24 protein-coding genes are annotated in these 26,409 nt (G+C 65.4%); 13 read left to right on the top strand and 11 right to left on the bottom strand.

Translation table 11 applies throughout. The annotated features are described in order from the left end of the window. Window positions 1–195: 195 nt before the first annotated feature. The 3 genes from fecA to AC5QPF_RS27060 form a co-directional block, all read right to left on the bottom strand. Window positions 196–2,520 (bottom strand): TonB-dependent Fe(3+) dicitrate receptor FecA, encoded by a 2,325-nt coding sequence (gene fecA / locus AC5QPF_RS27070; RefSeq protein ID WP_494960706.1) that lies wholly within the window; start codon window positions 2,518–2,520, stop codon window positions 196–198. Window positions 2,521–2,727: 207 nt separating this feature from the next. Next, on the bottom strand, window positions 2,728–3,615 hold the full coding sequence (locus AC5QPF_RS27065; RefSeq protein ID WP_494960705.1) for a FecR domain-containing protein: 888 nt from the start codon (window positions 3,613–3,615) through the stop codon (window positions 2,728–2,730). A 44-nt stretch (window positions 3,616–3,659) separates the two neighbouring features. Continuing rightward, window positions 3,660–4,163 carry a sigma-70 family RNA polymerase sigma factor gene (locus AC5QPF_RS27060; RefSeq protein WP_494960704.1) on the bottom strand — a complete coding sequence of 168 codons (504 nt, stop codon included), beginning with the start codon at window positions 4,161–4,163 and terminating at the stop codon, window positions 3,660–3,662. 171 nt (window positions 4,164–4,334) lie between these two features. Here AC5QPF_RS27060 and AC5QPF_RS27055 point away from each other — a divergent pair, with 171 nt between their 5' ends. The 6 genes from AC5QPF_RS27055 (at window position 4,335) to AC5QPF_RS27030 (ending at window position 10,583) form a co-directional block, all read left to right on the top strand. Then, window positions 4,335–4,640, top strand: coding sequence for a DUF3649 domain-containing protein (locus AC5QPF_RS27055; RefSeq protein ID WP_494960703.1), 306 nt, complete (start codon window positions 4,335–4,337; stop codon window positions 4,638–4,640). Continuing rightward, window positions 4,637–6,217 (top strand): PepSY domain-containing protein, encoded by a 1,581-nt coding sequence (locus tag AC5QPF_RS27050; RefSeq protein ID WP_494960702.1) that lies wholly within the window; start codon window positions 4,637–4,639, stop codon window positions 6,215–6,217. The genes AC5QPF_RS27055 and AC5QPF_RS27050 overlap by 4 nt, the downstream gene beginning before the upstream one ends. Continuing rightward, window positions 6,217–6,543 carry a DUF3325 family protein gene (locus AC5QPF_RS27045; protein ID WP_494960701.1) on the top strand — a complete coding sequence of 109 codons (327 nt, stop codon included), beginning with the start codon at window positions 6,217–6,219 and terminating at the stop codon, window positions 6,541–6,543. Before AC5QPF_RS27050 ends, AC5QPF_RS27045 begins: the two co-directional genes overlap by 1 nt. Before the next feature lie 4 nt (window positions 6,544–6,547). Beyond that, window positions 6,548–7,114, top strand: a complete 567-nt coding sequence (locus AC5QPF_RS27040) for a sigma-70 family RNA polymerase sigma factor (RefSeq protein ID WP_494960700.1) — start codon at window positions 6,548–6,550, stop codon at window positions 7,112–7,114. Then, the gene (locus AC5QPF_RS27035; RefSeq protein WP_494960699.1) at window positions 7,111–8,085 is read left to right on the top strand and encodes a FecR domain-containing protein; all 975 of its coding nucleotides are present in this window, start codon (window positions 7,111–7,113) and stop codon (window positions 8,083–8,085) included. The genes AC5QPF_RS27040 and AC5QPF_RS27035 overlap by 4 nt, the downstream gene beginning before the upstream one ends. 104 nt (window positions 8,086–8,189) lie before the next feature. Continuing rightward, the gene (locus AC5QPF_RS27030; protein WP_494960698.1) at window positions 8,190–10,583 is read left to right on the top strand and encodes a TonB-dependent siderophore receptor; all 2,394 of its coding nucleotides are present in this window, start codon (window positions 8,190–8,192) and stop codon (window positions 10,581–10,583) included. 69 nt (window positions 10,584–10,652) lie between these two features. Here the strand turns inward: AC5QPF_RS27030 and AC5QPF_RS27025 are convergent, their stop codons facing one another. Further along, on the bottom strand, window positions 10,653–11,528 hold the full coding sequence (locus AC5QPF_RS27025) for a helix-turn-helix domain-containing protein (protein ID WP_494960697.1): 876 nt from the start codon (window positions 11,526–11,528) through the stop codon (window positions 10,653–10,655). Between the two features lie 134 nt (window positions 11,529–11,662). On the opposite strand from AC5QPF_RS27025, the gene AC5QPF_RS27020 reads away from it, so the two are divergent. Beyond that, on the top strand, window positions 11,663–12,565 hold the full coding sequence (locus AC5QPF_RS27020) for an EamA family transporter (protein ID WP_494960696.1): 903 nt from the start codon (window positions 11,663–11,665) through the stop codon (window positions 12,563–12,565). A gap of 115 nt (window positions 12,566–12,680) precedes the next feature. Here the strand turns inward: AC5QPF_RS27020 and AC5QPF_RS27015 are convergent, their stop codons facing one another. Together AC5QPF_RS27015 and AC5QPF_RS27010 are read right to left on the bottom strand one after the other, a co-directional pair. Beyond that, complete coding sequence (locus AC5QPF_RS27015) at window positions 12,681–13,652, bottom strand: NAD(P)-dependent oxidoreductase (protein ID WP_494960695.1); 972 nt, start codon at window positions 13,650–13,652, stop codon at window positions 12,681–12,683. A gap of 71 nt (window positions 13,653–13,723) precedes the next feature. Then, a complete protein-coding gene (locus AC5QPF_RS27010; protein WP_494960694.1) occupies window positions 13,724–14,671 on the bottom strand; it encodes a LysR substrate-binding domain-containing protein in 948 nt (315 codons plus the stop codon). A 179-nt stretch (window positions 14,672–14,850) separates the two neighbouring features. Here AC5QPF_RS27010 and AC5QPF_RS27005 point away from each other — a divergent pair, with 179 nt between their 5' ends. The 4 genes from AC5QPF_RS27005 to AC5QPF_RS26990 are packed head-to-tail and all read left to right on the top strand — an operon-like array spanning window position 14,851 to window position 19,621. Beyond that, a complete protein-coding gene (locus AC5QPF_RS27005; protein ID WP_494960693.1) occupies window positions 14,851–16,377 on the top strand; it encodes an efflux transporter outer membrane subunit in 1,527 nt (508 codons plus the stop codon). Beyond that, window positions 16,374–18,560, top strand: a complete 2,187-nt coding sequence (locus AC5QPF_RS27000; protein WP_494960692.1) for an FUSC family protein — start codon at window positions 16,374–16,376, stop codon at window positions 18,558–18,560. Before AC5QPF_RS27005 ends, AC5QPF_RS27000 begins: the two co-directional genes overlap by 4 nt. After that, the gene (locus AC5QPF_RS26995; protein ID WP_458978973.1) at window positions 18,550–18,750 is read left to right on the top strand and encodes a DUF1656 domain-containing protein; all 201 of its coding nucleotides are present in this window, start codon (window positions 18,550–18,552) and stop codon (window positions 18,748–18,750) included. Before AC5QPF_RS27000 ends, AC5QPF_RS26995 begins: the two co-directional genes overlap by 11 nt. Window positions 18,751–18,760: 10 nt before the next feature. Beyond that, window positions 18,761–19,621, top strand: coding sequence for an efflux RND transporter periplasmic adaptor subunit (locus tag AC5QPF_RS26990; RefSeq protein WP_494960691.1), 861 nt, complete (start codon window positions 18,761–18,763; stop codon window positions 19,619–19,621). A gap of 65 nt (window positions 19,622–19,686) precedes the next feature. On the opposite strand, the gene AC5QPF_RS26985 is transcribed toward AC5QPF_RS26990, so the two are convergent. Then, window positions 19,687–20,094: a Rid family hydrolase gene (locus tag AC5QPF_RS26985; protein WP_494960690.1), complete on the bottom strand. Its 408-nt coding sequence runs from the start codon at window positions 20,092–20,094 to the stop codon at window positions 19,687–19,689. Between the two features lie 161 nt (window positions 20,095–20,255). Between AC5QPF_RS26985 and AC5QPF_RS26980 the strand changes: the two genes are divergently transcribed. Continuing rightward, window positions 20,256–20,774: a sterol desaturase family protein gene (locus AC5QPF_RS26980; RefSeq protein WP_494960689.1), complete on the top strand. Its 519-nt coding sequence runs from the start codon at window positions 20,256–20,258 to the stop codon at window positions 20,772–20,774. On the opposite strand, the gene AC5QPF_RS26975 is transcribed toward AC5QPF_RS26980, so the two are convergent. From AC5QPF_RS26975 to AC5QPF_RS26965, 3 genes are read right to left on the bottom strand one after another with little or no spacing between them, the layout of a single operon-like run. Further along, on the bottom strand, window positions 20,715–21,434 hold the full coding sequence (locus tag AC5QPF_RS26975; RefSeq protein ID WP_494960688.1) for an SDR family NAD(P)-dependent oxidoreductase: 720 nt from the start codon (window positions 21,432–21,434) through the stop codon (window positions 20,715–20,717). The two genes, AC5QPF_RS26980 and AC5QPF_RS26975, sit on opposite strands and share 60 nt — an antisense overlap. A 39-nt stretch (window positions 21,435–21,473) precedes the next feature. After that, entirely contained in the window at window positions 21,474–22,646 is a 1,173-nt protein-coding gene (gene metC, locus AC5QPF_RS26970; RefSeq protein WP_494960687.1) for a cystathionine beta-lyase, read from the bottom strand. 33 nt (window positions 22,647–22,679) lie between these two features. Beyond that, window positions 22,680–23,162: a GNAT family N-acetyltransferase gene (locus tag AC5QPF_RS26965; RefSeq protein ID WP_494960686.1), complete on the bottom strand. Its 483-nt coding sequence runs from the start codon at window positions 23,160–23,162 to the stop codon at window positions 22,680–22,682. Between the two features lie 130 nt (window positions 23,163–23,292). Between AC5QPF_RS26965 and pseH the strand changes: the two genes are divergently transcribed. Further along, the gene (gene pseH / locus AC5QPF_RS26960) at window positions 23,293–23,847 is read left to right on the top strand and encodes a UDP-4-amino-4,6-dideoxy-N-acetyl-beta-L-altrosamine N-acetyltransferase (protein WP_494960685.1); all 555 of its coding nucleotides are present in this window, start codon (window positions 23,293–23,295) and stop codon (window positions 23,845–23,847) included. A gap of 111 nt (window positions 23,848–23,958) precedes the next feature. Here pseH and AC5QPF_RS26955 read toward each other — a convergent pair whose 3' ends face one another. After that, on the bottom strand, window positions 23,959–26,409 hold the full coding sequence (locus AC5QPF_RS26955) for a TonB-dependent siderophore receptor (RefSeq protein WP_494960684.1): 2,451 nt from the start codon (window positions 26,407–26,409) through the stop codon (window positions 23,959–23,961).

Genomic DNA, 26,409 nt, shown 5'->3' with positions numbered 1-26,409 from the left:
TCCCGTGGAAATCATCGCCTCTTGACTACAAGGTCAGGCAGTTCGACAAAGATTTCAACCCCCTAAAAAATAAAAATATTTTGTTTCAAGTTGGCTGGGAAACAGGGTTAGGATCAGGGGGATAAGTCGCCCCCCCCCATCTCCCTTGTGGGAGCGAGCTTGCTCGCGAAGGGCCGCAAAGCGGCCCAAAACTGCTTAGAACGCCACTGAAGTCTGCAGATAAACCGTCCGCGGTTCCCCCACGTACTTGCCCTTGTTGTTGTCATCGAACGATCGGGTGAAGTATTCGCGATTGAAGATGTTCTTCACCCCTACCGCCACGTTCAGGTTCGACAACTGCGGCCCGAAGTCATATGCCGCGCGGCTGCTGAACAGCATGTAGCCTGGGATCTTGCCTGTGCTGCCATCGGCGCTTTCCTGCGAGGTGTTGGCGTTGTCGGCGAACTGGTCGCTCTGCCAGGTGCTGTCCAGGTTGAGCTTCCACGGACCCTCGGTGTATCCCACGCCCAGCGTGCCCTTGTGTCGCGACGAGAACGGCACGCGGTTGCCCTTGTTTGCACCGTCCTCGCGGATGGTGGCGTCGATGAAGGCATAACTGGCGTACACATCGAAACCGGCCAGCGCCGGGCTTACGTCATCCAGCGCATATTTCACGCTGGTCTCCAGGCCCTGGTGCCGGGTTTCGCCGCGGGCGATCACGCTGTCGTTGGTCTGGTTGCTCTCATACTGGTTGTCGAAGTTGATCAGGAACAGGCCGGCTTCTGCTTGCAAGTTGCCGTTATCGTAGCGGGTTCCGATTTCCCAGGTGCGCGCCTTTTCAGGCTTCACTTCGCCCTGGTCGACCCGGTTGGGCATCTGGCTGTACTGCACGCTGCCGAACGAGCCTTCGGTGTTGGCGTAGAGGTTCCAGCTGTCGCTCAGGTGGTACATCACGTTGAGGGCGGGCAGGGCGGTGTTGTAGCTGCCCTGGTAGTCCTTGCCGGTGAGGTTGTTGTTCTGCCGCGAGTCGATCATCTCGTAGCGGATGCCCGGGGTGAGGGTCCACTGGCCGATGTCGATGCGGTCATCGAGGAACAGCGCATGGGCCTCGGTGGCGCCACGGGTGTCGCGGTCGTTGCGGCTCGCGGTGGTCGGCAGGCGGTTGGCGCTGACCGCTTCCATGAACCGCAGCTCGTGCCCGGCCTCGTTGACGTAGCGGTAGCCGAGACCGACTTCGTGATGGCTTTCGCCGAGGGCGAAGCCCTGGGTGAAGCGGGTCTCGATGCCACGCACCCAATATTCGCGCGGCGACAGCGAGATCGAGCTGCCCTGGCGCAGGTAGCCGCTGCGCAGGGTCTTGGTGAAGAAGCTGTTGACGCTGAATTGGCGCTCGCCTTCCTTGTAGTCGTAGCCGGCGTTGAACATCGTGCGGCGGCCCCAGAACTCGTCGACCAGGCGGGTCGACTGGTACGGATCGGCGTTGTAGTCGGCCACGCTCAGGCCGCCGGGCATCTGTGCTTCACCCTCGTAGTACTGGGCCATGGCGTGCAGGCTGTTGGCCTCGTCGATCTGGAACTTGCCCTTGAGGATCAGGTCGTCGATCTGCGTGTCGCTGTGCTCGCGCCAGTCGCCGCCGCGGGTGCCGGAGTACAGCAGGGCGCCGCCGAGGCCGTTGTCGGCGGTGCCGCCGGCCAGCAGGTTGGCGCTGCTCTTGAAGCCGTCATGGCTGGACGACGGACTGGTCTGAGTCTGCAGGCCGGCCTTCACCGTGGGTTCGTCGGGGATGGCGCGGGTGACGAAGTTGACGATGCCGCCGACGTTCTGCGGGCCGTAGCGTACCGCGCCGCCACCGCGGACCACGTCCACCGCGTCCATGTTGCCCAGACTGATCGGGGCGAAGGACAGCTGTGGCTGGCCGTAGGGCGCGAAGGGCACCGGGATGCCGTCCATCAGCACCGTGGAGCGCGAAGCCAGGCGCGGATTGAGGCCGCGGATGCCGAAGTTCAGGGCCATGTCGTGGCTGCCGGTACCGTTGTTTTCCGGGGCATTCACGCCGGGGATGCGGTTGAGCACTTCCCGCGCGCTGCTGGCGCCGGTGCGTTCGAATTCCTCGCGGCGGATCACGTCCCGCGCGCCGGCGTGTTCGAAGACGTTGTCCTGCTGGGCGTCGCCAAGCCAGTCGCCGACCACGCTGGAGGCGCCCAGCTCGACCGGGGCGCTGGCGGCGTTGCCTGCGGGTTGCAGGCTGAAGGCATTGTCGCCTTCGGCGCGGGCTTGCAGGCCGGTGCCTTCGAGCAGTGCGGCGAGGCCCTGGGCCGGGGTGAAGTCGCCGCTCAGGCCGTGGCTCTGCAGGCCTTGGGTGACTTGCGAACCGAAGGAGATCAGCACGCCGCTGTCGCGGCCGAACTGGTTCAGGGCGCTTTCCAGCGGCATCGGGGCGATGTGATAGGTGCGCGCGGGGGCTTCGGCGGCGTGCAGCGGGGCGACGCTGGCAAAGGACAGCAGCAGGGCGAGGGCCAGCGGGCTCGGTCGGAAGGGCATCGGGGGATCCTTGAGAAGAGCGGAATGGAAGGGTTCTGTCTTCTCTGTCACGCGAGGTTGGGAAAACGGCTCACGGGTTTGAAAATGATATTTGTGTCGGTCTCTCGGGCCTCATCGCGGGCAACGCCCGTTCCCACGAGTTCAGCGGCGCATGAGGACCTTGTGGGAGCGGGCGTTGCCCGCGATGAGGCCCGGAAGGGCACTGCATCAGGCCTTGGCTTCCACCGTGACCCAATACCGCGTAAAGCGCTTCACCCGCACCGGCAACGCCACCTCCAGCAGATCAAGAATTCGCTCGCTGTCCGCCAGTGGATAACTCCCCGACACCAGCAACCGCGCCACCGCCGGGTCGCAATTGAGCTGTCCGCGGCGATAACGTCCCAGCTCTTCGAGGAACTCCGCCAGCGGCATGTGCGCCGCCACCAGCATGCCGTCGACCCACGCCCCGCTGTTGGCATCCAGCGGCGTGCGCACGCTCCAGCCAGCATCGTCGAAGCGCGCCTGATGTCCGCTTTCCAGCGCTTCCCCGCCGAAGCTTGCGCGCCCCTGGAATACCGCCACGCCGCTATGCCGTGGCCACTGCCGGACATTGAACCGCCCGGCCGACAGATCCAGCCGCCCATCCCGCGTCAGTACCCGCAGTGGCCGGTGATCCTCGGCCACGCTGAGCAGCAACTCGCCTTCCAACAGATGCACCAGGCGCTGCCCGGCGTCGAAGCGCACGTCGGCGGCGCTGGCGGTGTTCAGGTGCAGTTCGCTGCCATCGTCCAGATGCATCTGCCGACGCTGTCCCAGTGGGCTGCGATAGTCCGCCAGCAACGGCGGCAGGCCGTCGCTGGCCTGCATGCCCAGGCCCACGACACTGCCGGCGCCGAGCAGCAACAGCATCTTCAGGGCGCGACGACGACCGGCCGAGGCGGGCGCCTGCAAGGTGGCATGGGCCAGCGGCGACGACAGCCCGCTCAGGCGCTGGTTGACCCGCTGGATATGCGCCCAGGCCTGGCGATGTTCTTCGCTGGCCTGCAGCCAGCGCTCCATTGCCAGTTGCTGGCGGTGATCGAGGCTGCCGCCCTGCAATTCGATCAGCCAATGCACGGCCTGCTCGGCCACGCGGGGGGAGAAACCGGGCGTGTCGTGGTTCACAGGGCGAAGTAACAGCGCATGGCCGCCTTGTTCAGATGACGTTTCACCGTGGCCAGGGAGATGCCCAGCTGCGTGGCGATTTCGTTGTAGGTCAGGCCGTCGACCTGGGCCAGCAGGAAGGCGCGCTTGACCTGGGCGGGCAGCCCGTCGAGCAGGCGGTCCAGCTCCAGCAGGGTGTCGAAGATGATTGCCCGGTGCTCTTCTGATGGCGCCACGTCTTCCGGCAACTGCGCCAGGGCCTGGAGGTAGGCGCGCTCCAGCTCCTGGCGGCGGTAGTGATTGAACAGCACGCGCTTGGCCACGGTGGTGAGGAACGCCCGTGGCTCGTTCAGCACCGGCGCTTCACGGGCCTGGAGCAGGCGCATGAAGGTGTCCTGGGCCAGGTCGGCGGCGTTGTCCGGGCAGCCCAGGCGCCGCCGCAGCCAGCCGGTCAGCCAGGAATGATGGGCATGGTAGAGACCTTCCACCGCAGTCGAAAGAACGGGAGGGGCGCTGGGCACCTGAACACTCCGGCGCCGGGGATGCGCAAAAGAATAAGAATTGTTCGCATTGTATGTGGGAAAACCGCGCATCGGCAATCGGACAATGACAGTCGGCCCGTCAGACAGTTTTGCGTGTGAGAATACCTATCATTTATATTGGCGGCCTTTCCCGCCCTGGATGTTTCCCGCATGAAGAGCAAAGCCGCCGGGCTGCCCCTGAGTTATCGCCTGGCCGTGACCTCCCGCTGTCTCGCCGCGTTGCTGGGTGGCTACCTGCTGGCGTCCATGGCCAGCGTGTGCTTGAGCCAGTCGTTGCCGCTTTCGCGGGTCGAATCGGTGCTGACCGGGATGATGAGTTCCTTCCTGTTCTACATCGGTGCGTTCATCTGGGCCTTCGCCGCGCGTAGCGCCGGTCGGGCATGGGCGGGGATCCTGCTGCCCGCTCTGGTGCTGGCGGCAATCAATGGAGTGATGTACTGGATGGCCAAGCCATGAAAGAAGGCTTCCGTCAGGCGATGGCCTGGCTGCACACCTGGGCCGGGCTGATCTTCGGCTGGCTGCTGTTCGCGATTTTCCTGACCGGGACCCTGTCCTACTTCAAGCCGGAAATCACCCGCTGGAGCCAGCCGGAGCTGCCGCTGCGCACGCTCGATACCCCCGCCAGCCTGGCCAAGGCCCAGGACTATCTGCAGCGCCATGCCGCAGGCGCGCCGAGCTGGTTCATCCAGCTCCCTGACGAGCGCACCCCGGCTATCGGCGTGGGCTGGCGCGGCGGCGACGGCCCGCGTGGTATCACCCGCAAGACCCTCGACCCGCAGACCGGCGAGGAAATCACCGCCCGCCAGACCCTTGGCGGCGAGTTCTTCTACCGCTTCCACTTCGAGCTGGAGATGCCCTATCCGTGGGGCCGCTGGCTGGCCACCTTCGCCGCGCTGATGATGCTGCTCGGGCTGGTCACCGGGATCATCACCCACAAGAAGATCTTCAAGGAGTTCTTCACCTTTCGCCCCGGCAAGGGCCAGCGCTCCTGGCTCGACGGCCACAACGCGATCGGCGTGCTGGTGCTGCCGTTCCACCTGATGATCAGCTATAGCAGCCTGGTGATCTTCATGTACATGGTCATGCCGGCGAGCATCCTCGCCAGTTATGGCAGCAACCAGCAGGCTTTCTTCAATGACGTGTTCGGGCCGCGGGAAACCCTCAAGGCCTCCGGCGAGGCGGCGCCGCTGCCGGACATGACGACCCTCTATGCCAAGGTCCGACAGCAGGCCCCCCAGAGCCGGATCATCTGGCTCGACGTGCAGCGTCCGGGCGACCGCAACGCCCAGGTGCTATTCATTTCCGACGGTCACGAGCGCATCGCCGTGCAGCGCGGCGCCGGCTGGCGCTATGACCACGCCGACGGCTCGCTGGCCTGGAGCGCGCGACCCGAGCATGCGCCGGGGATCATCGCCGGCGGCTTCTACGGCCTGCACATGGGCGAGTTCGCCGGGCCGTTGCTGCGCTGGCTGTACTTCTTCTTCGGCCTGGCCGGCACTGCGGTGATCGGTACCGGCCTGGTGATGTGGCTGGGCAAGCGCCAGCTCAAGCATGCCAAGAGCGGGGTGCAGCCGTTCGAACTGCGCCTGGTCGAGGTGCTGAACATTGCCAGCATGAGCGGACTGATCCTCGCCGTGGCCGGTTTCTTCTGGGCCAACCGGCTGTTGCCGGTGGCGCTGGAGGGGCGCTCGGACTGGGAGATCAACGTGTTCTTCGGCGTCTGGCTGACCGCGTTGCTGCACGCGGTGTTGCGCAAGGGCCGGCGCGCCTGGGGCGAGCAACTGGCGCTGGCAGCGCTGCTCTGGGCCGGCCTGCCGCTGCTCAATGCCGTCACCACTGGCCAGGGCCTGAATCATTCGATCATGGCGGGCGACTGGGTCATGGCCGGCTTCGACCTGACCGCCCTCGGCTGCGGTCTGTTCCTCGCCTGGGCCGCCGGCAAGATGCTGCGGCCGCCGGTACAGGCGCCCAAGCGCGCCCCAAAGCCGGCCAAGGCGGCACCCGCGCTCACCACTGAAGCGGAGACGAGCTGATGCTGGCGATCACGCTGTTCGCCTTCGCGGGCTGCGCCGCGTTGTGCCTGGCCATGGACAAACACTTCAGCGAACTGCTCGGGCGCAAGCCCCGGGCGGAGCAACTGCTTGGCCTGCGCGTCGTCGGCTGGCTGCTGATGGCCCTGGCCCTGGGCGCTGCGGTGAACCACAGCGGCTGGGCAATGGGCCTGGTCGAGTTGTTTGGCATGCTCATGGCCGGTCTGTGCCTGTGGGTGTTCCTGCTCCCGTACCGACCGCGCTGGCTGCTCGGCCTGGCCTTCGCCAGCCTGCTGCTGGCGCCGTTCTGCGCTTTGGGACTGATCTGACGCGATGAACGAGCCCTTCGACCCGCCCCCTGGCGACGCCTCGGCCCGCGCCCGCTTTCTCCAGGTGTTCCTGGCCCAGCGCGGTCGCATGGAAAGGCTGGTGAGCCGGCGGGTCGGCTGCCGGGCGACGGCGGCGGACCTGGTGCAGGATTTGTTCCTGCGCTTCTGGCGCCGGCCGCAGGTGGAGATCGAGTCGCTGGACAGCTATCTGATGCGCTGCGCCGGCAATATCGCCATCGACCACCTGCGCAGCGAAGGCGCGCGGGAGCGGGTCAACGACAGCCTGCCCGAACCGCTGGAGCAAGCGCTGGACAGCGAGCCCCAGGCCGCGCTGGAAGCCGACAGCGACCTGCGCCGGATCGAGGCGGCGCTGCGCGCACTGCCTGAGCGCACCCGGCATATCTTCCTGCTCAACCGCATCCACGGGCGCACCTATGGCGAGATCGCCAAGGTCATGAACCTGTCCCAAAGCGCTGTGGAAAAACATATGATGCGCGCCCTCGAAGTCTGCAAGGCGAGCATCGCCGCGGACCTCGAACAGCCCCGCAAGCCAGGAAGCGCGCCGCGATGAATGCCTCGATCACTGCCGAACAGCAGCAGACTGCACTGGACTGGCTGGTCCGAATCAATGGCCAGCCGGCGCTGGCCGATGGGGCGGCGTTCAAGCGCTGGCTGCTGAGCGACCCGGCCAATGCCCAGGCGTACCGCGCGGCCCAGGACCTGTGGCAGCACAGCGAGGCAGCGGCGGCGCGGCTGGTCGTCGAAGAAGACCGCGTGTTGCAGGCCTACCTGCGCGCCATGGAGCGTCCAGCCGCGTCGCCCTGGCGCAAGCTGGGCGGCCTGGCGGTGGCCGCCTCGGTGCTGCTGATGCTCGGCATCGGTGCCGGCTGGCACCCGACGGACTGGTTGCGGGATTTCGGCGCGGACTATGTGGCGGCGGTCGGGCAGGTCCGGGAAGTGACCCTGGCGGACAACTCGCAGCTGAGCCTGGATGCCGATACTGCCATCAAGGTCGACTTCAGCAACGGCCAGCGCCGCATCGAAGTGCAGCGTGGCGCGGTGTTCTTCCAGGTCACCCACACCGGCCAGCCGTTCATCGTCGAGGCCGAGGGTGGGCGCACCGAGGTGTTGGGGACGAAGTTCGAAGTGCGTCGGCAGGGCGGCGGGGCGGAGGTCACTGTGCTGTCCGGGCGCGTCGGTGTCACTGCGGCCAACGGTGAGCCACCACAGATCCTCACCGCCAACCAGCAGGTGGATTACCGCGAGGGTCACGTCGGCAACGTCCACGGCGTCGACAGCGAAAGCCGCCTGGCCTGGCGCCAGGGCTGGCTGAACTACTACCAGGTGCCGCTGCGGCAGGTGGTGGACGACCTGGCCCGCTATTACCCCGGCCGGATCCTCCTGCTCGACGGCGACCTGGGCGCGCGCAAGATCAGCGGCAGCTTCCCCGCCGACGACCCGCTCGCGGCCCTCGATGCTCTCGGCGCGGTGGCCGGCTTCCAGCGCCATACCTTGTTGGGCCGGGTCACCCTGCTGCGTTGAAAAATATTTTCAAAAATCGGTGAGGTACTTCGCGACGGCATCCGTGTAGTGAGTGGAAGTGCGATTTATTCGCATTAATACAGTTCTCTCACAGGTTCATCGGCATGCGTGCAAGGTCGGCGGTGGTTCACAGTCTTTCAATCGGTTTGGCGGTCGCCGGCGTATTGCCTGCATTCGCGGCAGAGCAGGTCGAGCAGGTGTACGCCTTCGACCTGACGGCCAAACCGCTGCCCCAGGCGCTCAGCGATTTCAGTCGGATCACCGGCCTCAGCGTGGTCTACACCGTCGACCTGCCGAGCCTGCAGGCACCGGCGGTCAGTGGTCGTCTCAGCGCCGAGCAGGCCCTGCAGCGCCTGCTGCAGAACTCCGGCTTCGCCTACCGGCGCGTCAATGCCCGCACCCTGACTCTGGAGCCACTGGCCCGTGACGCCGGCGCGCTGAACCTCGATGCCACCAGCATCACCTCGCAGGCCAATGGCGTCGGCAGCTATCGCCAGCCGGAAAGCACCTCGATCATGCGCGGCTCGGCGTCGAGCATGGAGATCCCGCAGGCGATCAACGTGGTGCCGGAGCAGGTGCTCAAGGACCAGACCCCGCGCAACCTCGACGACGCCCTGTACAACGTCAGCGGCATCACCCAGGGCAACAACTTCGGCGGCACGTCCGACACCGTGATGAAGCGCGGCTTCGGCGACAACCGCGACGGCTCGATCATGCGCGACGGCATGCCCATCGTGCAGGGCCGCAGCCTCAATGCCACCACCGAACGGGTCGAGGTGCTCAAGGGCCCGGCGTCTCTGCTGTACGGCATCCAGGACCCGGGCGGGGTGATCAACGTGGTCAGCAAGCGTCCGCAGTTGCAGAGCTACAACGCTCTCAACCTGCGTGGCTCGACCTATGGCGAAGGCAAGAACGGCAGCGGTGGCGGCCTCGACAGCACCGGCGCGCTGGGCGACAGCGGCCTGGCCTATCGGCTGGTGTTGGACCATGAAGATGAGGACTACTGGCGCAACTACGGCGTGCACCGTGAGTCGCTGGTGGCGCCGTCGCTGGCCTGGTATGGCGAGAACACCCAGGTGCAGCTGGCTTATGAGCACCGCGAGTTCGTCTACCCGTTCGACCGGGGTACCGCCATCGACCCGCGCACCAACCGCCCGCTGAACATCCCCGCCGAGCGCCGTCTCGACGAGCCGTTCAACGATATGGAAGGGCGTTCGGACCTGTATCGCCTGGAGGTCGATCATCAGTTCAACGACGACTGGAAGGCGCACTTCGGCTACAGCTGGAACCGTGAGACCTATGATGCGAGCCAGGTGCGCGTCACCGGCGTCAACGCCACCAATGGCACCCTGACCCGCAGCATCGACGGCACCCATGGTTCGCTCAGCACCGATCGCTTCGCCACCCTGAGTTTCGACGGCAAGGTGCAGATCGGCGGGTTGCAGAACGACCTGCTGTTCGGCCTCGACAGCGAGTACCGCAAGATCTATCGCTCGGACCTGATCCGTCAGACCAGCCGCAGCACCTTCAGCTACCTGAACCCGGTGTATGGCCGTGAAGTCGAGGGCACCACCGTGCGTGCCAGCGACAGTGCGCAGACCGACAAGCTACGCAACGATGCACTGTTCTTCCAGGATTCGCTGCACCTCGACGACCACTGGATCCTGGTGGCCGGTGCGCGCTGGCAGACTTATGACCAGTACGCTGGTCGTGGCCGACCGTTCAAGGCCAACACCGACAACAAGGACCAGGCCTGGGTGCCGCATGCCGGGGTGGTGTACAAGGTCGACGACACCTTGTCGCTGTACGGCAGCTACAGCGAATCGTTCAAGCCCAACTCCAGCATTGCGCCGCTGACGGGTGGCCTGGTACTCGACTCGGCGATCGCGCCGGAGGAAGGCAAGGCCTGGGAGGTCGGTGCCAAGCTGGACCTGCCTGAGTCGCTGAGTGCCACCGTGGCCTTGTTCGATATCACCAAGCGCAATGTGCTGGTGTCGAACTTCGATACCTCGACCGGCGACACTGTTTACAGCGCGGCGGGCGAGGTGAAATCGCGAGGGCTGGAAGTGGATGTCAGCGGCCAGCTGAGCGAGCGCTGGAGCCTGATGGGCAGCTACGCGTACACCGACGCAGAAGTGACCAAGGACCCGGACTACAAGGGCAATCGTCTGCAGAACGTGGCCAGGCACAGTGGTTCGTTGTCGGCGGTGTATGACGTCGGCACCGTATTCGGCGGTGACCGCCTGCGGATGGGCGCGGGGGCGCGCTATGTGGGTGAGCGGGCGGGCAACCCGGTCAATGACTTCGACCTGCCGTCGTACACGGTGGCGGATGCCTTCGCCAGTTATGAAACGAAGCTGGACGAGCACAAGGTGCGTTTCCAGTTGAACGTGAAGAACCTGTTCGACAAGACCTACTACACCTCGGCGGTGAACCGGTATTTCGTGGCGATCGGCGATTCGCGGCAGGTGAGCCTGTCGAGCACGCTGGAGTTCTGACTACTGATGTCAGGTGCACCGCGGTCGGTGTGGGAGCGGACTCATCCGCGATCGGCGGCGCTTCAGAAACTAGCTGCGCAACGCCAATCGATACGCCCCCGGTGTCGCCCCCAACGCCTGGCGGAAGCGGTTGCTGAAATGACTGGCACTGGCAAACCCGCACGCCAGCGCTACTTCACCCAGCGGCAACCCGCTGCCCGCCAGCAGCTCACGGGCCTTGGCCAGGCGTCGCGCCAGCAGATATTGGTGTGGCGGCAAGCCGAAGCTGTGGCGGAACATCCGCGCGAAGTGATACTCCGACAGGCTGCACAACCCGGCCAGCTCGGTCAGCCCGATGGATTGCTCCAGGTGTGTATCGATGTAGTCCACCAGTTGCCGTCGCTGGTGAGGCGCCAAGCCGCCCTTGAGCTTCAGCCCCGCCCGCAGGCCGACCTGGCTGAGGATCGCGTGGCCGAGGATGTCGTGGGCCAGGCTGCTGGTCAGCAGGCGCTCGCCGGGCTCGCTCCAGTTCAGCGTGATCAACTGGCGAAAGCGCGCAGCCTGCTGCGGGTCTTCGAGGAAGTCCGCCTCGCGCAATTGCAATTCCCGTGGCTCGCGGTCGAGCAGGGTCACGCAACCAAGGGCGAACTGTTCCTCGCTGATGTACAGGTGCGCCAGGCGGATGCTGCCGTTGACGATCCAGTTCGACACGCAGCCCGCCGGCATCACGCACAGCTTGTCCGGCGCTCCCTTGCGCTCCGGCTGGCCGCGGCGAAAGGTGCCAGTACCATCGGCGATGTAGCAGGACAGAGTGTGGTGGCTTGGGGATTCATAGTCGCGGGCATCATGACGGTTGCTCCATAACGCCGCCGCGATGCCGTCGCCCAGCAGCGCGCTGCTTTCCAGGCGGGCATGGGGCGACGCATTCATGGATCTGAACACTTGCAACTGGTCGAGCACGGTCATGATGGCTACCTCCGACGCCATCCTACGCCTTGGGAATTGGTCTGACAGCCCGCCGCCCGACAAAAGCGCAAGTTTGTGCAAGCGCCTGACTCGTGCGCGGCCGGAGACTGAAGGCAACCGTAGGAGTCTTCGCCATGAACCTGTCGCTCTACCTGCTCACCGTGCTGATCTGGGGTACCACCTGGATCGCCCTGAAACTGCAACTGGGCGTGGTCGCCATCCCCGCGTCCATCGTCTACCGCTTCGCTCTGGCGGCGCTGGTGTTGTTCGCCTTTCTGCTGCTCAGCCGCAAGCTGCAACCGATGAACCGCCGTGGGCACCTGGTCTGCGTGGCTCAGGGGCTGTGCCTGTTCTGCGTCAACTTCATCTGCTTCCTCACCGCCAGCCAGTGGGTCACCACCGGGCTGATCGCCGTGGTGTTCTCCACTGCGACCCTGTGGAACGCGTTGAATGCGCGGGTGTTCTTCGGGCAGAAGATCGCCGCCAACGTGCTGCTGGGCGGGGCGATGGGGCTGGCGGGGCTGGGGTTGCTGTTCTGGCCGGAGCTGGCCGGGCAGGCCGCGAGCCATGAGACCTTGCTCGGGCTTGGCCTCGGGTTGGCGGGGACGCTGTGCTTCTCTGCGGGCAACATGCTGTCCAGCGTGCAGCAGAAGGCCGGGCTGCGGCCACTGACCACCAATGCCTGGGGCATGCTGTACGGGGCGACGATGCTGGGGCTGTATTGCCTGGTCAGTGGCGTGCCGTTCGGCATGGACTGGAGTGCGCAGTACATCGGTTCGCTGCTGTACCTGGCGGTGCCGGGTTCGGTGATCGCCTTTACCGCCTACCTGACCCTGGTCGGGCGCATGGGGCCGGAGCGCGCAGCCTATTGCACCGTGCTGTTCCCGCTGGTGGCGCTGAATGTGTCGGCGGTGGTGGAGGGGTATCAGTGGACGGCGCCGGCGCTGGCAGGGCTGGTGTTGGTGATGGCTGGGAATGTGCTGGTGTTCAGGAAGCCGAAGGCCAAGGTGGTGGCTGCTGAAGCGGTGTTGAGGTAGAAGGTTTTCTGGTGGTCTCAAGGGCCTCATCGCGGGCAACGCCCGCTCCCACAGGTATCGCGTGCACCGCAATACTTGTGGGAGCGGGCGTTGCCCGCGATGAGGCCCTGAAGGTCTACTTCCAGACCTGAGGATTCACCAGGTCCTGCGGCCGCTCACCCAGCAAGGCGGCACGCAGGTTGTCGATCGCCCGGTTGGCCATGGCCTCGCGGGTCTCGGCGGTCGCGGAGCCGACGTGGGGCAGGGTCACCGCGTTGCTCAGCGAAAACAGCGGCGACTCGCCCAGCGGCTCCTTCTCGTACACATCCAGGCCTGCACCGCGAATGGTGCCGTTCTGCAGCGCCTCTACCAACGCCGCCTCGTCCACCACCGGACCACGGGAAATGTTGATCAGGAAGGCGCTGCGCTTCATCTGCTTGAGTTGCTCGGCGCCGATCAGGTGCTTGGTGTGGGCGCTCAATGGCACCACCAGGCAGACGAAATCCGCCTCGGCCAGCAACTGCTCCAGGCTGACGTAGCGCGCGCCCAGTTCCTGTTCCAGCTCGGCCTTGCGGCTGTTGCCGCTATAGAGGATCGGCATGTTGAAGCCGAAACGCCCGCGCCGCGCCACCGCCGCGCCGATATTGCCGAGGCCGACGATGCCCAGGGTCTTGCCATGCACATCGGAGCCGAAGTGCGACGGCGCCACGGTGGCCTTCCAGTTGCCGGCCTTGGTCCAGGCATCCAGCTCGGCGATACGCCGGGCGCTGCTCATGATCAGGCTGAAGCCGAGGTCGGCGGTGCTTTCGGTGAGCACGTCCGGGGTGTTGGTCAGGGCGATGCCGCGTTGGGTCAGGTAGGCCACGTCGTAGTTGTCGTAGCCCACCGAGACGCTGGACACCACTTCCAGCTTCAGCGCGCCGTGCAGTTGCGCCTCGCCCAGCTTGCGCCCGGCACCGATCAGGCCGTGGGCTTCGGGCAGAGCTTCGTCGAACTGGGCGGCGATATCGCCGTTCTTCGGGTTGGGGATGATGACGTTGAAGTCTTGCTGCAGGCGCTCGGCCATGGGCGGGGTGATGCGGCTGAAGGCCAGTACCGTCTTTTTCATCGGCGAAATCTCTGCGGGGCGGGGGAGAATGGGTAGCAACCTATCATTCTCGCCACGCCCGGCACAAAGATTTAGTTGGCCACGCGCAGTTCGTGAGTTTTCAGGTCAGCCTCGTGGGCGGCGAGAATCTCCGGCAGCGAATTGCGCAGGTACTCGACCCAGGTCTTGATCTTGGCGTCGAGGTACTGCCGCGACGGGTAGATGGCGTACAGGTTCAGCTCCTGCAGGCGGTAGGCCGGCATCACCCGCACCAGGGTGCCGTCGCGCAGGCCGTCGATGGCCGAGTAGATCGGCAGCACGCCAACCCCCATGCCACTGCGGATTGCCGCTTTCATCGCATCGGCGGAGTTCACCTGGAACGGCGCCTGGGTGATGTTCACCACTTCCTGGCCTTCCGGACCGTCGAACAGCCATTTCTCCAGCGGGATCACCGGGCTGACCATGCGCAGGCAGGCGTGCTTGAGCAGGTCTGCCGGTTTCTGCGCCACGCCGTGCTCGGCCACGTACTCGGGCGAGGCGCAGACGATGCTGTAGGTGATGCCCAGGCGCTGCGACACGAATCCGGAGTCCGGCAGCTCGGTGGCGAGCACGATGGACACGTCGTAGCCTTCGTCCAGCAGGTCCGGCACACGGTTGGCCATGGTCAGGTCGAAGGTCACGTCAGGGTGGGTCTGGCGGTAGCGGGCAATGGCGTCGATGACGAAATGCTGGCCGACGCCAGTCATCGAATGCACCTTCAATTGCCCGGCCGGGCGGGCGTGGGCGTCGCTGGCCTCGGCCTCGGCTTCCTCGACATAGGTGAGGATCTGCTCGCAGCGCATCAGGTAGCGTTTGCCGGCTTCGGTCAGGGCAATGCGCCGGGTGGTACGGTTGAGCAGGCGGGTTTGCAGGTGTGCTTCCAGGTTGGAAACCGCCCGCGAGACGTTCGCGGTGGTCGTATCCAGTTGCACGGCGGCGGCAGTGAAACTGCCGACCTGGGCCACACAACTGAAAGCACGCATGTTTTGCAGGGTGTCCATGGGGCGCTCTCAAAGAAGACGACTGAATTGTGACATGAAGTAACTGAGCCGGTCTTCCGACTAAAGCCGGATTATCGCCGTTTTGGTAACAAAGATTCGCAGGAAAGCACGCTTATCGCCACCGCGGCGGCCCCCTAGAATTGCCCAGCCTCATCCACCTACGTCGGGAATTCGCAGCTGTGCCGCGTCGCATCATCAGAGCGCTGAATGCGCTCAGTGTCTGTGCCCTTAGCTTGACCTTGAGCGGCTGTATCGGAACCTGGGGCATTGCCCCGCTAAGCAAGACGCTGCAAGACAATTCCCTGACCACCGACGCGGCGATACAAGACGCCGCCCGTGACGCCCACTGGCCCGACCAGCAGTGGTGGCGCGCCTATGGCGATCCGCAGCTGGACCGCTGGATGACCCTGGCCCTCGCCGGCAGCCCTAGCCTGGCCATGGCCGCGGCGCGGGTGCGTGAAGCCAGGGCGATGGCCGGGGTAATCGAGTCGGCGGAAAAACTCCAGGTCAACGGCGATGCCACCCTCAAACGCCACAATTGGCCGGAAGACCAGTTCTACGGCCCTGGCGCGCTGTCTGGCGCCAACACCTGGGACAACAACGCTGCGCTCGGCTTCCGCTACGCCCTGGACCTCTGGGGCCGCGAAGAAAACGCCAGCGAGCAGGCCGTGGACATGGCCCACATGAGCGTGGCCCAGGCCCGCCAGGCGCAGCTGGAGCTGCAGAACAATGTGGTCCGCGTGTACATCCAGCTCTCGCTGCACTTCGCTCAGCGCGATGTGGTCAAGGCCGAACTGGCCCAGCAGGAACAGATCCTGGCCTTGGCCGAACGGCGCCTGGCCGGTGGCATTGGCACTCATTTTGAAGTGAGCCAGGCGCAGACGCCGCTGCCGGAAACCCATCGCCAACTCGATGCCCTCAACGAGGAAATCGCCCTGGCGCGCAACCAACTGGCGGCCTTGGCCGGCAAGGGGCCGGGGGAGGGGGCGCAACTGCAGCGTCCGCAACTGGCCCTCGGCGCGCCGCTGAAACTGCCGTCGGCGTTGCCGGCCGAACTGGTCGGCCAGCGGCCGGACGTGGTCGCCAGCCGCTGGCAGGTGGCGGCACAGGCCCGTGGCATCGATGTCGCCCATGCCGGCTTCTTCCCCAATGTCGATCTGGTCGGCAGCCTCGGCTTCATGGCCACCGGCGGCGGTCCGCTGGAATTCCTCACGGGTCGCAAGTTCAACTACAACGTCGGCCCGGCCATCAGCCTGCCGATCTTCGACGGCGGCCGCCTGCGCTCGCAGCTCGGCGTCGCCTCGGCCGGCTACGACATCGCCGTGGCGCGTTACAACCAGACCGTGGTCGACGCGCTCAAGGGCATCTCCGACCAGTTGATCCGCCGCGAGTCGATGAAGGAGCAGGCGCACTTCGCCGCCGAATCCGTGGCCTCGGCGCAGAAGACCTATGACATCGCCATGATCGCCTTCAAGCGTGGCCTCACCGACTACCTCAACGTGCTCAACGCCCAGACCCTGTTGTTCAAGCAGCAGATGATCGAGCAGCAGGTCCAGGCCGCGCGCCTGAGTGCCCATGCCGGGCTGGTCACGGCGCTGGGCGGTGGTCTGGGTGCGGGCGCCGATGTGCCTGACGCTGAGCGGCAGGTAGCGCCGCCGACGCCGAAAACCCTGGCGATCTTCGATAAACCCGGCCACGACCAATGAACGCACTGGCCTTGCCGCTACGCTGGCTCGCCTCCCTGGAGTGGCGCCGCGGTTTCCTCGAATGGGCGCGCACCGACGGTGTGACCTGGGTCTACATCTTCAAGGTGCTGACGGCCGCCTTCGTCACCCTGTGGCTGGCCATGCGCCTGGAACTGCCGCAGCCGCGCACGGCGATGATCACCGTGTTCATCGTCATGCAGCCGCAGAGCGGGCATGTGTTCGCCAAGAGCTTCTACCGGGTGCTCGGCACCCTGGCAGGCTCGGCGATGATGGTGGCGCTGATCGCCATCTTTCCGCAGAACACCGAGCTGTTCCTGCCCAGCCTGGCGCTGTGGGTCGGCCTGTGTTCGGCGGGGGCGATGCGGTATCGCACCTTCCGCGCCTATGGCTTCGTGCTGGCCGGCTACACGGCGGCGATGATCGGCCTGCCGATTCTCGACCAGCCGCAGCAGGCCTTCATGGCTGCGGTGTGGCGGGTGCTGGAGATCGGCCTGGGCATCTTCGTCTCGACCATGGTCAGCGCCGCGATCCTGCCGCAGTCGGCCAGTGCGGCGATGCGCAACGCGCTCTACCAGCGCTTCGGCGTGTTCGCCGGGGTGGTGGTGGAAGGCCTGCGCGGCGACAGCCAGCGCGATCGCCTGGAGACCAGCAACGTGCGCTTCATCGCCGAGGCGGTGGGCCTGGAGAGCCTGCGTAGCGTCACCACCTTCGAAGACCCGCACATGCGTCGGCGCAGCGGCCGCCTGATGCGCATGAACAGTGAGTTCATGGCCATCACCACCCGTTACAACGCCCTGCACCAGTTGCTCGAACGCCTGCGCCTGCGTGGGCCGTTGCAGATCGTCAGCGCCATCGAGCCGGGGCTCAAGACCCTCGCCGAACTGCTCGACCCCTATGTCGGCCGCGCCCTCACCGATGCCGACGCGCTGCGCCTGACCCTGGAGCTGGCGGTGTACAAGGAAGGTCTGCCGGCGCAGGTCCGCGCCTTGCGTGCGGCCTACGAGGAGACCGGGCCGAGCGAGTCCGACCTGCTGGATTTCCACACCGCCTACGAGCTGCTCTACCGCTTCGTCGACGACATGCACAACTACGCCGAGACCCACGCTTCGCTGGCCGCGCACAACCACGAGCGCGAGCAGTGGGACGAACCCTACGTGGCGCAGACCAGCTGGCTGGTGTCCGCCGCCGCCGGGGTGCGCGCTGCGGCGGTGCTGCTGTTGCTCGGCAGTTTCTGGCTGCTCAGCGACTGGCCCAGTGGCGGCATGATGACCCTGATCGCCACGGTCACCGTGGGCTTGTCGGCGGCGTCGCCGAATCCCAAGCGCATGTCCTTCCAGATGGCTTGCGGCACCCTGTTCGGCGCCTTCGTCGGCTTCTTCGAGACCTTTTTCGTCTTCCCCTGGATCGACGGTTTCCCGCTGCTGTGCCTGGTGCTGGCGCCGGTGCTGATGCTCGGTGCCTTCCTCGCCTCGCGCCCGGCCTACGCCGGGTACGGCATCGGCCTGCTGGTGTTCTTCGCCATCGGCTCGGTGCCGAACAACCTGACCGTGTACAACCCTTACACCTACGTCAACGACTACATCGGCATGGTCATGGGCATGCTGGTCTGTGCCGCAGCGGGCGCGATCATCCTGCCGCCCAACAGTCGCTGGTTGTGGAGCCGCCTGGAGCAGGAGCTGCGCGAGCAAGTGCTGTTCGCCATCAGCGGGCGCCTGCGTGGACTCGGCTCCGGCTTCGAAAGCCGCACCCGCGACCTGCTGCATCAGGCCTACGGCCTGGCGGTGGGCCAGCCGCAGGTGCAGAGCCGCCTGCTGCGCTGGATGTTCGTGGTGCTGGAGATCGGTCACGCCATCATCGAGCTGCGCAAGGAACAGGCGATCCTGCCGGTGCACCCGTCCTACGCCGAATCGCAGCCGTGGCGCCAGGCCATCCGGGTCATGGGCCGGGCGCTGGCGCGCTTGTTCCTGCAGCCGTCGGCGAGCAACCACGAGCGCGCACTGGTGGCAGTGGAACATGCGATCAGCCGCGTGCAGGCCACCGACGAACCCTTTGCCCGCCACTTCGACACCTCGGCGCTGCGCCGGGTGCAGAGCTACCTGCACTTCATCCGTACTTCCCTGCTCGACCCACAATCGCCGCTGGCCGAACTCGGCGCGGTGCAAGGACTGCCGCATGCTTCGTGAAATCGCCTTCCATGGTCTGTACATGCCCACCGTGACCCTGATGTTCCTGTTCGCGGCGGGGCTTGCCTGGGGGCTGGACCGCTTTATCGCGAGCATCGATGGCTACCGCTTTTTCTGGCATCCGGCCTTGCTGCGCCTGTGCCTGTTCCTTTGCCTGTTCGGCGCCATGGCGCTGACCGTCTACCGTTGAGACCCCGTCGATGAAGAAGTTTTTCAGCCTGATCGCCACCTTGCTCGTGCTGGCCGCCGCCGTGGTGATCGGCCGGCAGCTGTGGATCAACTACATGACCACGCCCTGGACCCGTGACGGCCGGGTGCGTGCGGACATCATCAACGTTGCCGCCGACGTGCCCGGCTACGTGGTGGACGTGCCGGTGAAGGACAACCAACTGGTGAAGAAGGGCGACGTGCTGATGCGTATCGACCCTGAACACTACGAGGTCGCTGTACGCCAGGCCGAGGCGCTGGTGGCCTCGCGCAAGGCCACCTGGGAAATGCGCAAGGTCAATGCCAGCCGCCGTGCGGACATGGACAACCTGGTGATCTCCAAGGAGAACCGGGATGACGCCAGCAATATCGCCAATTCGGCGCTGGCTGATTACCAGCAGGCCCAGGCGCAACTGGCGGCGGCGCAGTTGGACTTGAAGCGCACCGAGATCCTGGCCACGGTGGATGGCTACGTGACCAACCTCAATGTGCATCGCGGAGACTACGCGCGTACCGGCGAGCCGAAGATGGCGGTGGTCGACCGGGATTCGTTCTGGGTCTATGGCTTCTTCGAGGAGACCAAGCTGCCCCATGTGAAGGTGGGCGACCAGGCCGAGCTGCAGATGATGAGCGGCGAGGTGCTGCGCGGGCATGTGGAGAGCATTTCGCGGGGGATCTATGACCGCGACAACCCCGAGAGCCGCGAGCTGATTGCCGACGTGAACCCGACGTTCAACTGGGTACGGCTGGCCCAGCGGGTGCCGGTGCGGATTCATATCGATGAAGTGCCGGAAGGTTTCCTGCTGGCGGCGGGGACTACTTGTACAGTGGTGGTGCGGCCGCAGGTGCAGTGACTTTCAGGGCCTCATCGCTGGCAGGCCAGCGATGAGGCCCTGAAAGTCAGGCATCGAAGCCAGTGTCAGGCCCCAACCGCCACGGCCTCGATCTCGATCTGCATCCCATCCAGCGCCAGCCGCGGCACCGGAATCAGCGTGCAGGTCGGCGCCATCCTCCCTTCCCACACCCGACCCGCCACCGCCACCCACTGGCGCAGCTTCTGTTCCGAGTGATCGACGATCAGCAAAGTCAGCTTGAACACATCGCCGATCCCCGCACCCTTGGAGGCCAGCGCCGTCTGCACATTCTCCAGCGCTTGCCGGGCCTGCTCGGAGAAATCCGTCGACAAGGCACCACTGCTGTCCTCGCCCCCTTGCCCGGCAATGAACAACAGGCGGGTCCCGACCTTCACCTCGGCGACATGGGAATAGGCATTGCCACTCGGGTCGTAGAGGCCTTCTGGGTTGGACAGCTGGAAAGCAGAGGTCATGGCGAAACTCCGTAGGACGAAAGTGCGGGGGAGTTTCGGACCTCAACTTAGGTTGAGGTCAAGCGACTTTTCCCCGCCTGTCCTCCATGACAATCCCGTCATGGATTCTCCCCGCCACTTCCCCTACTCTGACGCGCACACTTTCCCGATACCGGCACCGCATGCTCATCCACCTCGCCATCTTCCTCTGCACCCTGGTCGCCATGGAGGGTGTCGGCTTCCTTGCGCACAAGTACGTGATGCACGGTCCCGGCTGGTTTCTCCATCGCTCGCATCACGAGCCGCACCTGGGCGTGCTGGAGACTAACGATGTGTACCTGGTGATCCTCGCCCTGGTGGCAATCACCCTGATCGTGCTGGGCAATGCCGGGCACGATCCGTTGCAGTGGATCGGCGCCGGGGTGGCGGCGTTCGGCATTCTCTACGTGGTGATCCACGACGGCATCGTCCACCGCCACTGGCCGACCCGGCCGAAACCGCGCCATCCCTACCTGCGCCGCTTGTATCAGGCGCACCTGATGCATCACGCGGTGAAGGGGCGGCGCAACAGCGTGTCGTTCGGCTTCCTGTATGCGCCGCCGGTGGACGTGATCAAGCGCCAGCTGCGCGAGAGGCGCGAGTCAGAAGCGCGGGTCGAGGATCGCCGGCAGGGTGATTTCCTTGACGAAGCTCGCGGCTGACAGACTCAGCGCCATCCGCACCACCTGCACCACGTCATGTACCGGGATCAGCTCGCCGTCGCCGCGGCGTTCGGCTTCATCGCGGGGCACGCTCAAGCCATCTTCGGTGTTCAGGTAACCCAGGTTCAGGCAGGTCACGCCCAGGCGCCGGTCGCGATAGCCCTCGCGCAGGGCATCGGCCATGCCGCGCAGGGCGAACTTGCTGGCGCCGAAGGTGACTTCCGGACGACCACTCTGCGGCAGGCCGGAGGTGGAGCCGGTGAGCAGGATGCGCGGGCGGTCGCTGCGCAGCAGGACCGGCAGCAGGTGCTTGATCAGCAGGATCGGGGCGGTGACGTTGCAGTCGACGATGCGCTGGAGTTGTTCGTCGCGGTCGTCGAGGAAGTCGTAGGCCTCGTCGAAGGCCCGGTCTTCCCAGATGCCGAGGTTGTAGACCAGGGTGTCCAGGCCGCTTTCGCTGGCGCAGTGGGCCAGCAGGTCGGCGGCCTGGCGCGGGTTGCCGAGATCGGCTTCGAGCCACAGTTGGTCGATGCCGGGGCGTGTCGCCAGATCTGTCGGCCGGGTGCGGGATACGCCGATCAGTGTGTCGCCGGGGTCGCCCAGGCCCTCCATCAATGCCTTGCCCAAGCCTTTGCTGGCGCCGATCACCATGATTTTCATCGCTGCACTCCTGTGTGAATTCAAAACCACGACGCGGACCTACTGCCCCAGCCGATCCAGCCCCGCGCGCAGGTCGCGCTTCAGGTCGTCCATGTCCTCCAGCCCGATCTGCAGGCGCAGCGCCAGGCCATCCGGGTTCCAGACGGTCGCGGTGCGGTAGTCGCGGCAGTCGAAGGGAATGATCAGGCTTTCGAAGCCGCCCCACGAATAACCCATGCCGAAGATCCCCAGGTTATCCAGCATGTGGGCGAGCTGGCGCTTGTCGTAGCCGGGCTTGAGGATCACCGAGAACAGTCCGGTGGAGCCCTTGAAGTCGCGCTTCCAGAACGCGTGTCCCGGGCAGCTTTCGAACGCCGGGTGCAACACCGTCAGCACCTCCGGCTGCTGCGCCATCCACTGTGCCATTTCCAGTCCGCGGCGCTGCGCTTCCTGCACCCGCAGGTGCATGGTGCGCAGGCCGCGCAGGGCCAGGAAGCAGTCCTCGGCGCCGGGCAGCATGGCCATCGCATCGTAGGTCTTGCGCAGTTGCGGCCAGGTTTCGGCATTGGCGCTGACCAGCCCCATGAGCAAGTCGGAATGCCCGCCCAGGTACTTGGTCCCGGCCTCCACCGAAAGGTCGCAGCCATGTTCGTGAGCGCGGAAGAACAGCGGCGTGGCCCAGGTGTTGTCGAGGATGGTCTTGATCCCGCGGGCCTTGGCCACCGCAGTGATCGCCGGCACGTCCTGCACCTCGAAGGTCTGCGAGCCCGGCGATTCAAGGAAGATGGTCGACGTGTTGTCGCGCAGCAGCCCGGCAATGCCGGCGCCGATCAGCGGGTCGTAGTAGCTGATCTCGATGCCGAATTTTTCCACCAGGTTGGTGCACAGCCGACGGGTCGGGCGGTACACCGAATCGGGCATCAGCAGGTGGTCGCCGCTCTTCAGGGTTGTCAGCAGGGCCAGTGCCAGCGCGCCCAGGCCGGAGGGCGAAATCACCGTGCCGGCGGCCCCGGAAATTTCGCTCCAGGCGTTTTCCAGCGCCTCGATGGTAGGCGTGCCGAGGGTGCCGTAGGTGAAGCGTGCATTGCCCTGTTCCAGGTCCGCCAGCGTCTTGAACACCACGGTGGAACCCCGGTAAACCGGCATGTTGACGAAGCCCTGCTGCAGCTCGTGGTCGCGGCCCAGGCGGGTGAGGCGGGTGGCCAGGGAGAGTTCGGTGTCGGTCTCTTTCATCTCGCAAATCCAGTGTCCGGTGGGCGTCGATCGTCAGAGTGGCATGAGCATCTCATGCCACGCCATGCCGCCGTAATCGGACGGCGAGGGGCGGACATAGGCATAGCCCATCCGGCGGTACAGCTCCACGTGTTGCTCCTTGCACATCAGGTGGATGCTGGTCTTGCCCAGTGCCTTCATCTGGCGGATGAACTCGTTCATCAACTGCTTTGCATAGCCCTTGCCCTGATGGGCCGGATCGACCACCACCGACATGATCACCACGTTGGGCGCCGCCGGATCGTGGCCGACCAGCTCCTTGAAGGCCTCGTCGGACATCACCACGTCATGGGCGCAGCCGCTGTTGATGAAGCCGACGATGTGGCCGTCAGCTTCCAGGATCAGGAAGCCGGCCGGGTATTGCGCGATGCGGGTGCGGATCTTCTCCAGCGTGGCCGCCTCGTCGCCTTCGTAGGCACCGATCTCGATGTCGTAGCAGCGCTCGGCGTCCCGTGGGGTGGGGTGACGGAAAAGCATGAGAGGCTCCTGTGGAGAGGGAAGTCTGGCCATGGTAATTCAGCGGTTCACTGTATAGGCTGGATTCTTTTTCAGACGGCGCTGCACGACGCGTATTCCTCGCCGGAATGATCCCAAGCAGGTACCCCCTATGGAGTTTCGCGACATCCTCGACGCCGACCCGGCGATCCGCGATCAGGTGCGCGTCTTGCGTAACCATGTGGACGTGCGTCGCTTCATGTACAGCGACCACGAGATATCCCCGGACGAGCATGCGCGCTGGCTGGCCAGCCTGGTGGGCAACGCGCGGCAGCGGGTGTTCGTGGTGATGCACGACGCTGCGGTGGCGGGCATTGTTTCGCTCAATGCCATCAACCTGGCTCATCGCTCGGCCGATTGGGCGTTTTACCTGGACCCGGCGTTGCAGGGCAAAGGCCTGGGCAGCGTGGTGGAGTTCTGGTTGCTGGATCATGCGTTCAATGAAGTGGGGTTGGAAAAGCTCAACTGCGAAGTGCTGGCGAGCAATGCGGCGGTGGTGAAGATGCACCAGAAGTTCGGCTTCGCGATCGAGGGTGTTCGGCGGGAGAACATTCTCAAGGATGGCGTGCGGCTGGATGTGGTGCTGCTGGGGATTACCCGTGGGGAGTGGCTGGCGCAGCGGCCGGGGATGCTTGGGCTGATCGGGCGGTTGTCGCGCAACGCATGATTCATTGACTCTCCACGGCCCCGGATCTTGTGGCTGGCCCCGAAACCCGTGGGAGCGGGCGTTGCCCGCGATGAGGCCCTCAGCAACCCCATCGCCGCAACGTCGGATCCTTTAGAAATCCGCCCGCAACGTCACCGTATAGTTGCGCGGATCCCCATAGTGGTTCGCCGCATACAACCACCCGATCGTCGAGTAGTACTTCTTGTCGAACAGGTTGTTGCCATTCAGCGCGACGCTGAAGTTCTTGTTGATCTTGTACGCCACCCGCGCATTCCACACCGCATATCCCGCCTGCTCGATATCGCCGACGCCATCGGTGCCACCGAAGTTGCTGTGGTAGTTGCGGCTCTGGATATTCGCGCCAGCGCCGACACTCCATTGCTCCAGCTCGCCCGGCAGGGTGTAGTCCGCCCAGAAGCGCAGCAGGTGCCGCGGGGTGTAGGTGTTGAACGCGGCACCGGCCGCCGAGACGTCATCGTTCGGATCGTTGCGGTACTCGGTGTGGGTGTAGGTGTAACCGGCGAACAGTTGCAGGCCATCCAGCACCTCGCCGCTGACCTCGGCATCGAAGCCTTGGGTACGTACCTTGCCGCCTGCCACGTAGCAGTCGTCGCAGTTCGCGCCGCTGTTGTACACCGCACGGTTTTCCTGGTCGATCTGGAACAGGGCGAAGCTGGTGTTGACCCGACCATCGAGCAACTCACCCTTCAGGCCGAGCTCGTAGTTGGCGCCTTCCATCGGCTCCAGCGCGGCGCTATTGACGTCCAGCTCGGTCTGCGGCTTGAAGATATCGGCGTAGCTGGCGTAGACCGACCATTGATCGTTCAGCGCATAGATCAGGCCGCCATACGGCGTGAACTCGCCGGTGTGCTTCGAATGCGCGGGCTTCGGCGAGCCGGTGTTGAAGCGATGCAGTTCGTAGTCGTATTGGTAGTTGCTGCTGCGCCCGCCGAGCACCAGGGTCAGTGGCTCGATGAGCTTGTAGCGCACCACGCCGTAGAGGCCGTTCTGGCGGATCTTGCCGGTGGAGGTGCCGGCGTAGGTGGTGCCCAGCAACTGCTCCATGGTCGGGCGCTGCGGCGACACCGGGTCGTACAGGTTGATGGCGCCGAGGTTGAGCAGGCCGCCTTGCAGGTCGTCGGTCTTGAGGTCGCTGGCGTTGGCGCCGACCACCACTTCGTGTTCCAGATCGAAAGCGCGCCACTTGCCGGTGAGGTTGATGTCGGCGCCCTTGTTCACGTTCTCGAAGTCGTAGAGATAGGCCCGCGAGCGCATGCCGTCGCCTGTGGCCGGGTCCACCGCGCCACGGCCGAAGCTGTAGAGGATGTAGTTGGTCTCGCGGATATAGCTGCCGGAGGCCTTCAGGCGCCAGTCGTCGTTGAAGTCGTGGGTGACGTCGGCGAAGTAGGTCACCTGCTTGTTGTCCCACTTGTTCCAGTCGGCGCCGGTGAAGGTCGAGCGTCCGGCGTTGACCGCGCTGCCGTCCTTGTTGCGCGGCAGGCCGCTGAAGAACGGCGTCGAATGCAGGTCCTCGACGCTGGCGCCGGCGGCCACGGTGGTGCTGTCGGCGAGGTCGTATTCGAGGATGCCGTAGAGCACGTTCTTGCGGCTTTCGGCGGTGTCGTAGAAGTAGTCCTGGTCTTCATGCCCGGCCACCAGGCGTCCGCGCAGGGATCCGTCGGGCGTGAGCGGGCCGCTGGCGTCGAGGGTCTGCCGGTAGCTGTCCCAGGAGCCGGCGCTGGCGGTGACCGACAGGGACGGCTCGGCCTTCGGCCGCTTGCGCACCAGGTTGATCGCCGCGCCGGGGTTGCCGCTGCCCTGCAGCAGGCCGTTGGCGCCGCGCAGTACCTCGACGCGGTCGTAGAGCAGGGTGTCGGAGGTGAAGCTGCTGCCGATCGCGTAGTAGCGGCGGTCCAGCGGCACGCCGTCGTACTGGATGGTCTCCACCTCGAAGCCGCGAGAGTAGATGTACTTGCCGCCCGACGGGCTCTGGAAGGTGGTGATGCCGGTGGTTTTCTCCAGCACGTCGTCGAGAGTGTCGAGGCGCTGGTCGTCCATGATCTGCCGGGTGACCACGGTGACCGACTGCGGGATGTCCTTGAGGCGGTGGGTGGACTTGCCGATGGTGGCCGCGTTGGCGGTGTAGCTGCCGGAGTTCTCGGTGGTGGCGCTGATCGAGCGGCCGTCGATGTTCAAGGGTTCCAGGTTCAGCGCCGAGCCACCGAGGGGCAGGGGCTCCAGGCCGTACACGCCATCGCCACGCAGCACCGCGCGCAGGCCGCTGCCGGTGAGGACAGTGTGGAAACCGTCCTCGATGCCATAGCTGCCCGACAGGCCGGGACTGCTCAGGCCCTGGGTGAGCGCGGGCGAATATTGCAGGGTGATCCCGCCTTCGCTGGCAAAGCGCGCCAGCACCTGGGCCAGGCTGCCGGCACCGATGCTGTAGCTGTGGGGGGCCGACGCGGGGGCAGCGTTGGCAGCCGGCGCGATGCCGTGCAGGGCGAGGGTCAGCAGGCTGAGGGCGAGCAGCTGGCGCGGATGGGGTGACGCGGCGCGAATCAT

Source organism: Pseudomonas sp. Con_6, assembly GCF_059379395.1.
This window is presented reverse-complemented; position numbering and strand designations above follow the sequence as displayed.

What these genes read in the sequence shown, in the direction of transcription:
- fecA (WP_494960706.1), bottom strand. Translation starts at nt 2,520, where the DNA reads ATGCCCTTCCGACCGAGCCCGCTGGCCCTCGCCCTGCTGCTGTCCTTT.
- AC5QPF_RS27055 (WP_494960703.1), top strand. Translation starts at nt 4,335, where the DNA reads ATGAAGAGCAAAGCCGCCGGGCTGCCCCTGAGTTATCGCCTGGCCGTG.
- AC5QPF_RS27050 (WP_494960702.1), top strand. Translation starts at nt 4,637, where the DNA reads ATGAAAGAAGGCTTCCGTCAGGCGATGGCCTGGCTGCACACCTGGGCC.
- AC5QPF_RS27045 (WP_494960701.1), top strand. Translation starts at nt 6,217, where the DNA reads ATGCTGGCGATCACGCTGTTCGCCTTCGCGGGCTGCGCCGCGTTGTGC.
- AC5QPF_RS27040 (WP_494960700.1), top strand. Translation starts at nt 6,548, where the DNA reads ATGAACGAGCCCTTCGACCCGCCCCCTGGCGACGCCTCGGCCCGCGCC.
- AC5QPF_RS27035 (WP_494960699.1), top strand. Translation starts at nt 7,111, where the DNA reads ATGAATGCCTCGATCACTGCCGAACAGCAGCAGACTGCACTGGACTGG.
- AC5QPF_RS27030 (WP_494960698.1), top strand. Translation starts at nt 8,190, where the DNA reads ATGCGTGCAAGGTCGGCGGTGGTTCACAGTCTTTCAATCGGTTTGGCG.
- AC5QPF_RS27025 (WP_494960697.1), bottom strand. Translation starts at nt 11,528, where the DNA reads ATGACCGTGCTCGACCAGTTGCAAGTGTTCAGATCCATGAATGCGTCG.
- AC5QPF_RS27020 (WP_494960696.1), top strand. Translation starts at nt 11,663, where the DNA reads ATGAACCTGTCGCTCTACCTGCTCACCGTGCTGATCTGGGGTACCACC.
- AC5QPF_RS27015 (WP_494960695.1), bottom strand. Translation starts at nt 13,652, where the DNA reads ATGAAAAAGACGGTACTGGCCTTCAGCCGCATCACCCCGCCCATGGCC.
- AC5QPF_RS27010 (WP_494960694.1), bottom strand. Translation starts at nt 14,671, where the DNA reads ATGGACACCCTGCAAAACATGCGTGCTTTCAGTTGTGTGGCCCAGGTC.
- AC5QPF_RS27000 (WP_494960692.1), top strand. Translation starts at nt 16,374, where the DNA reads ATGAACGCACTGGCCTTGCCGCTACGCTGGCTCGCCTCCCTGGAGTGG.
- AC5QPF_RS26995 (WP_458978973.1), top strand. Translation starts at nt 18,550, where the DNA reads ATGCTTCGTGAAATCGCCTTCCATGGTCTGTACATGCCCACCGTGACC.
- AC5QPF_RS26990 (WP_494960691.1), top strand. Translation starts at nt 18,761, where the DNA reads ATGAAGAAGTTTTTCAGCCTGATCGCCACCTTGCTCGTGCTGGCCGCC.
- AC5QPF_RS26985 (WP_494960690.1), bottom strand. Translation starts at nt 20,094, where the DNA reads ATGACCTCTGCTTTCCAGCTGTCCAACCCAGAAGGCCTCTACGACCCG.
- AC5QPF_RS26980 (WP_494960689.1), top strand. Translation starts at nt 20,256, where the DNA reads ATGCTCATCCACCTCGCCATCTTCCTCTGCACCCTGGTCGCCATGGAG.
- AC5QPF_RS26975 (WP_494960688.1), bottom strand. Translation starts at nt 21,434, where the DNA reads ATGAAAATCATGGTGATCGGCGCCAGCAAAGGCTTGGGCAAGGCATTG.
- metC (WP_494960687.1), bottom strand. Translation starts at nt 22,646, where the DNA reads ATGAAAGAGACCGACACCGAACTCTCCCTGGCCACCCGCCTCACCCGC.
- AC5QPF_RS26965 (WP_494960686.1), bottom strand. Translation starts at nt 23,162, where the DNA reads ATGCTTTTCCGTCACCCCACCCCACGGGACGCCGAGCGCTGCTACGAC.
- pseH (WP_494960685.1), top strand. Translation starts at nt 23,293, where the DNA reads ATGGAGTTTCGCGACATCCTCGACGCCGACCCGGCGATCCGCGATCAG.
- AC5QPF_RS26955 (WP_494960684.1), bottom strand. Translation starts at nt 26,409, where the DNA reads ATGATTCGCGCCGCGTCACCCCATCCGCGCCAGCTGCTCGCCCTCAGC.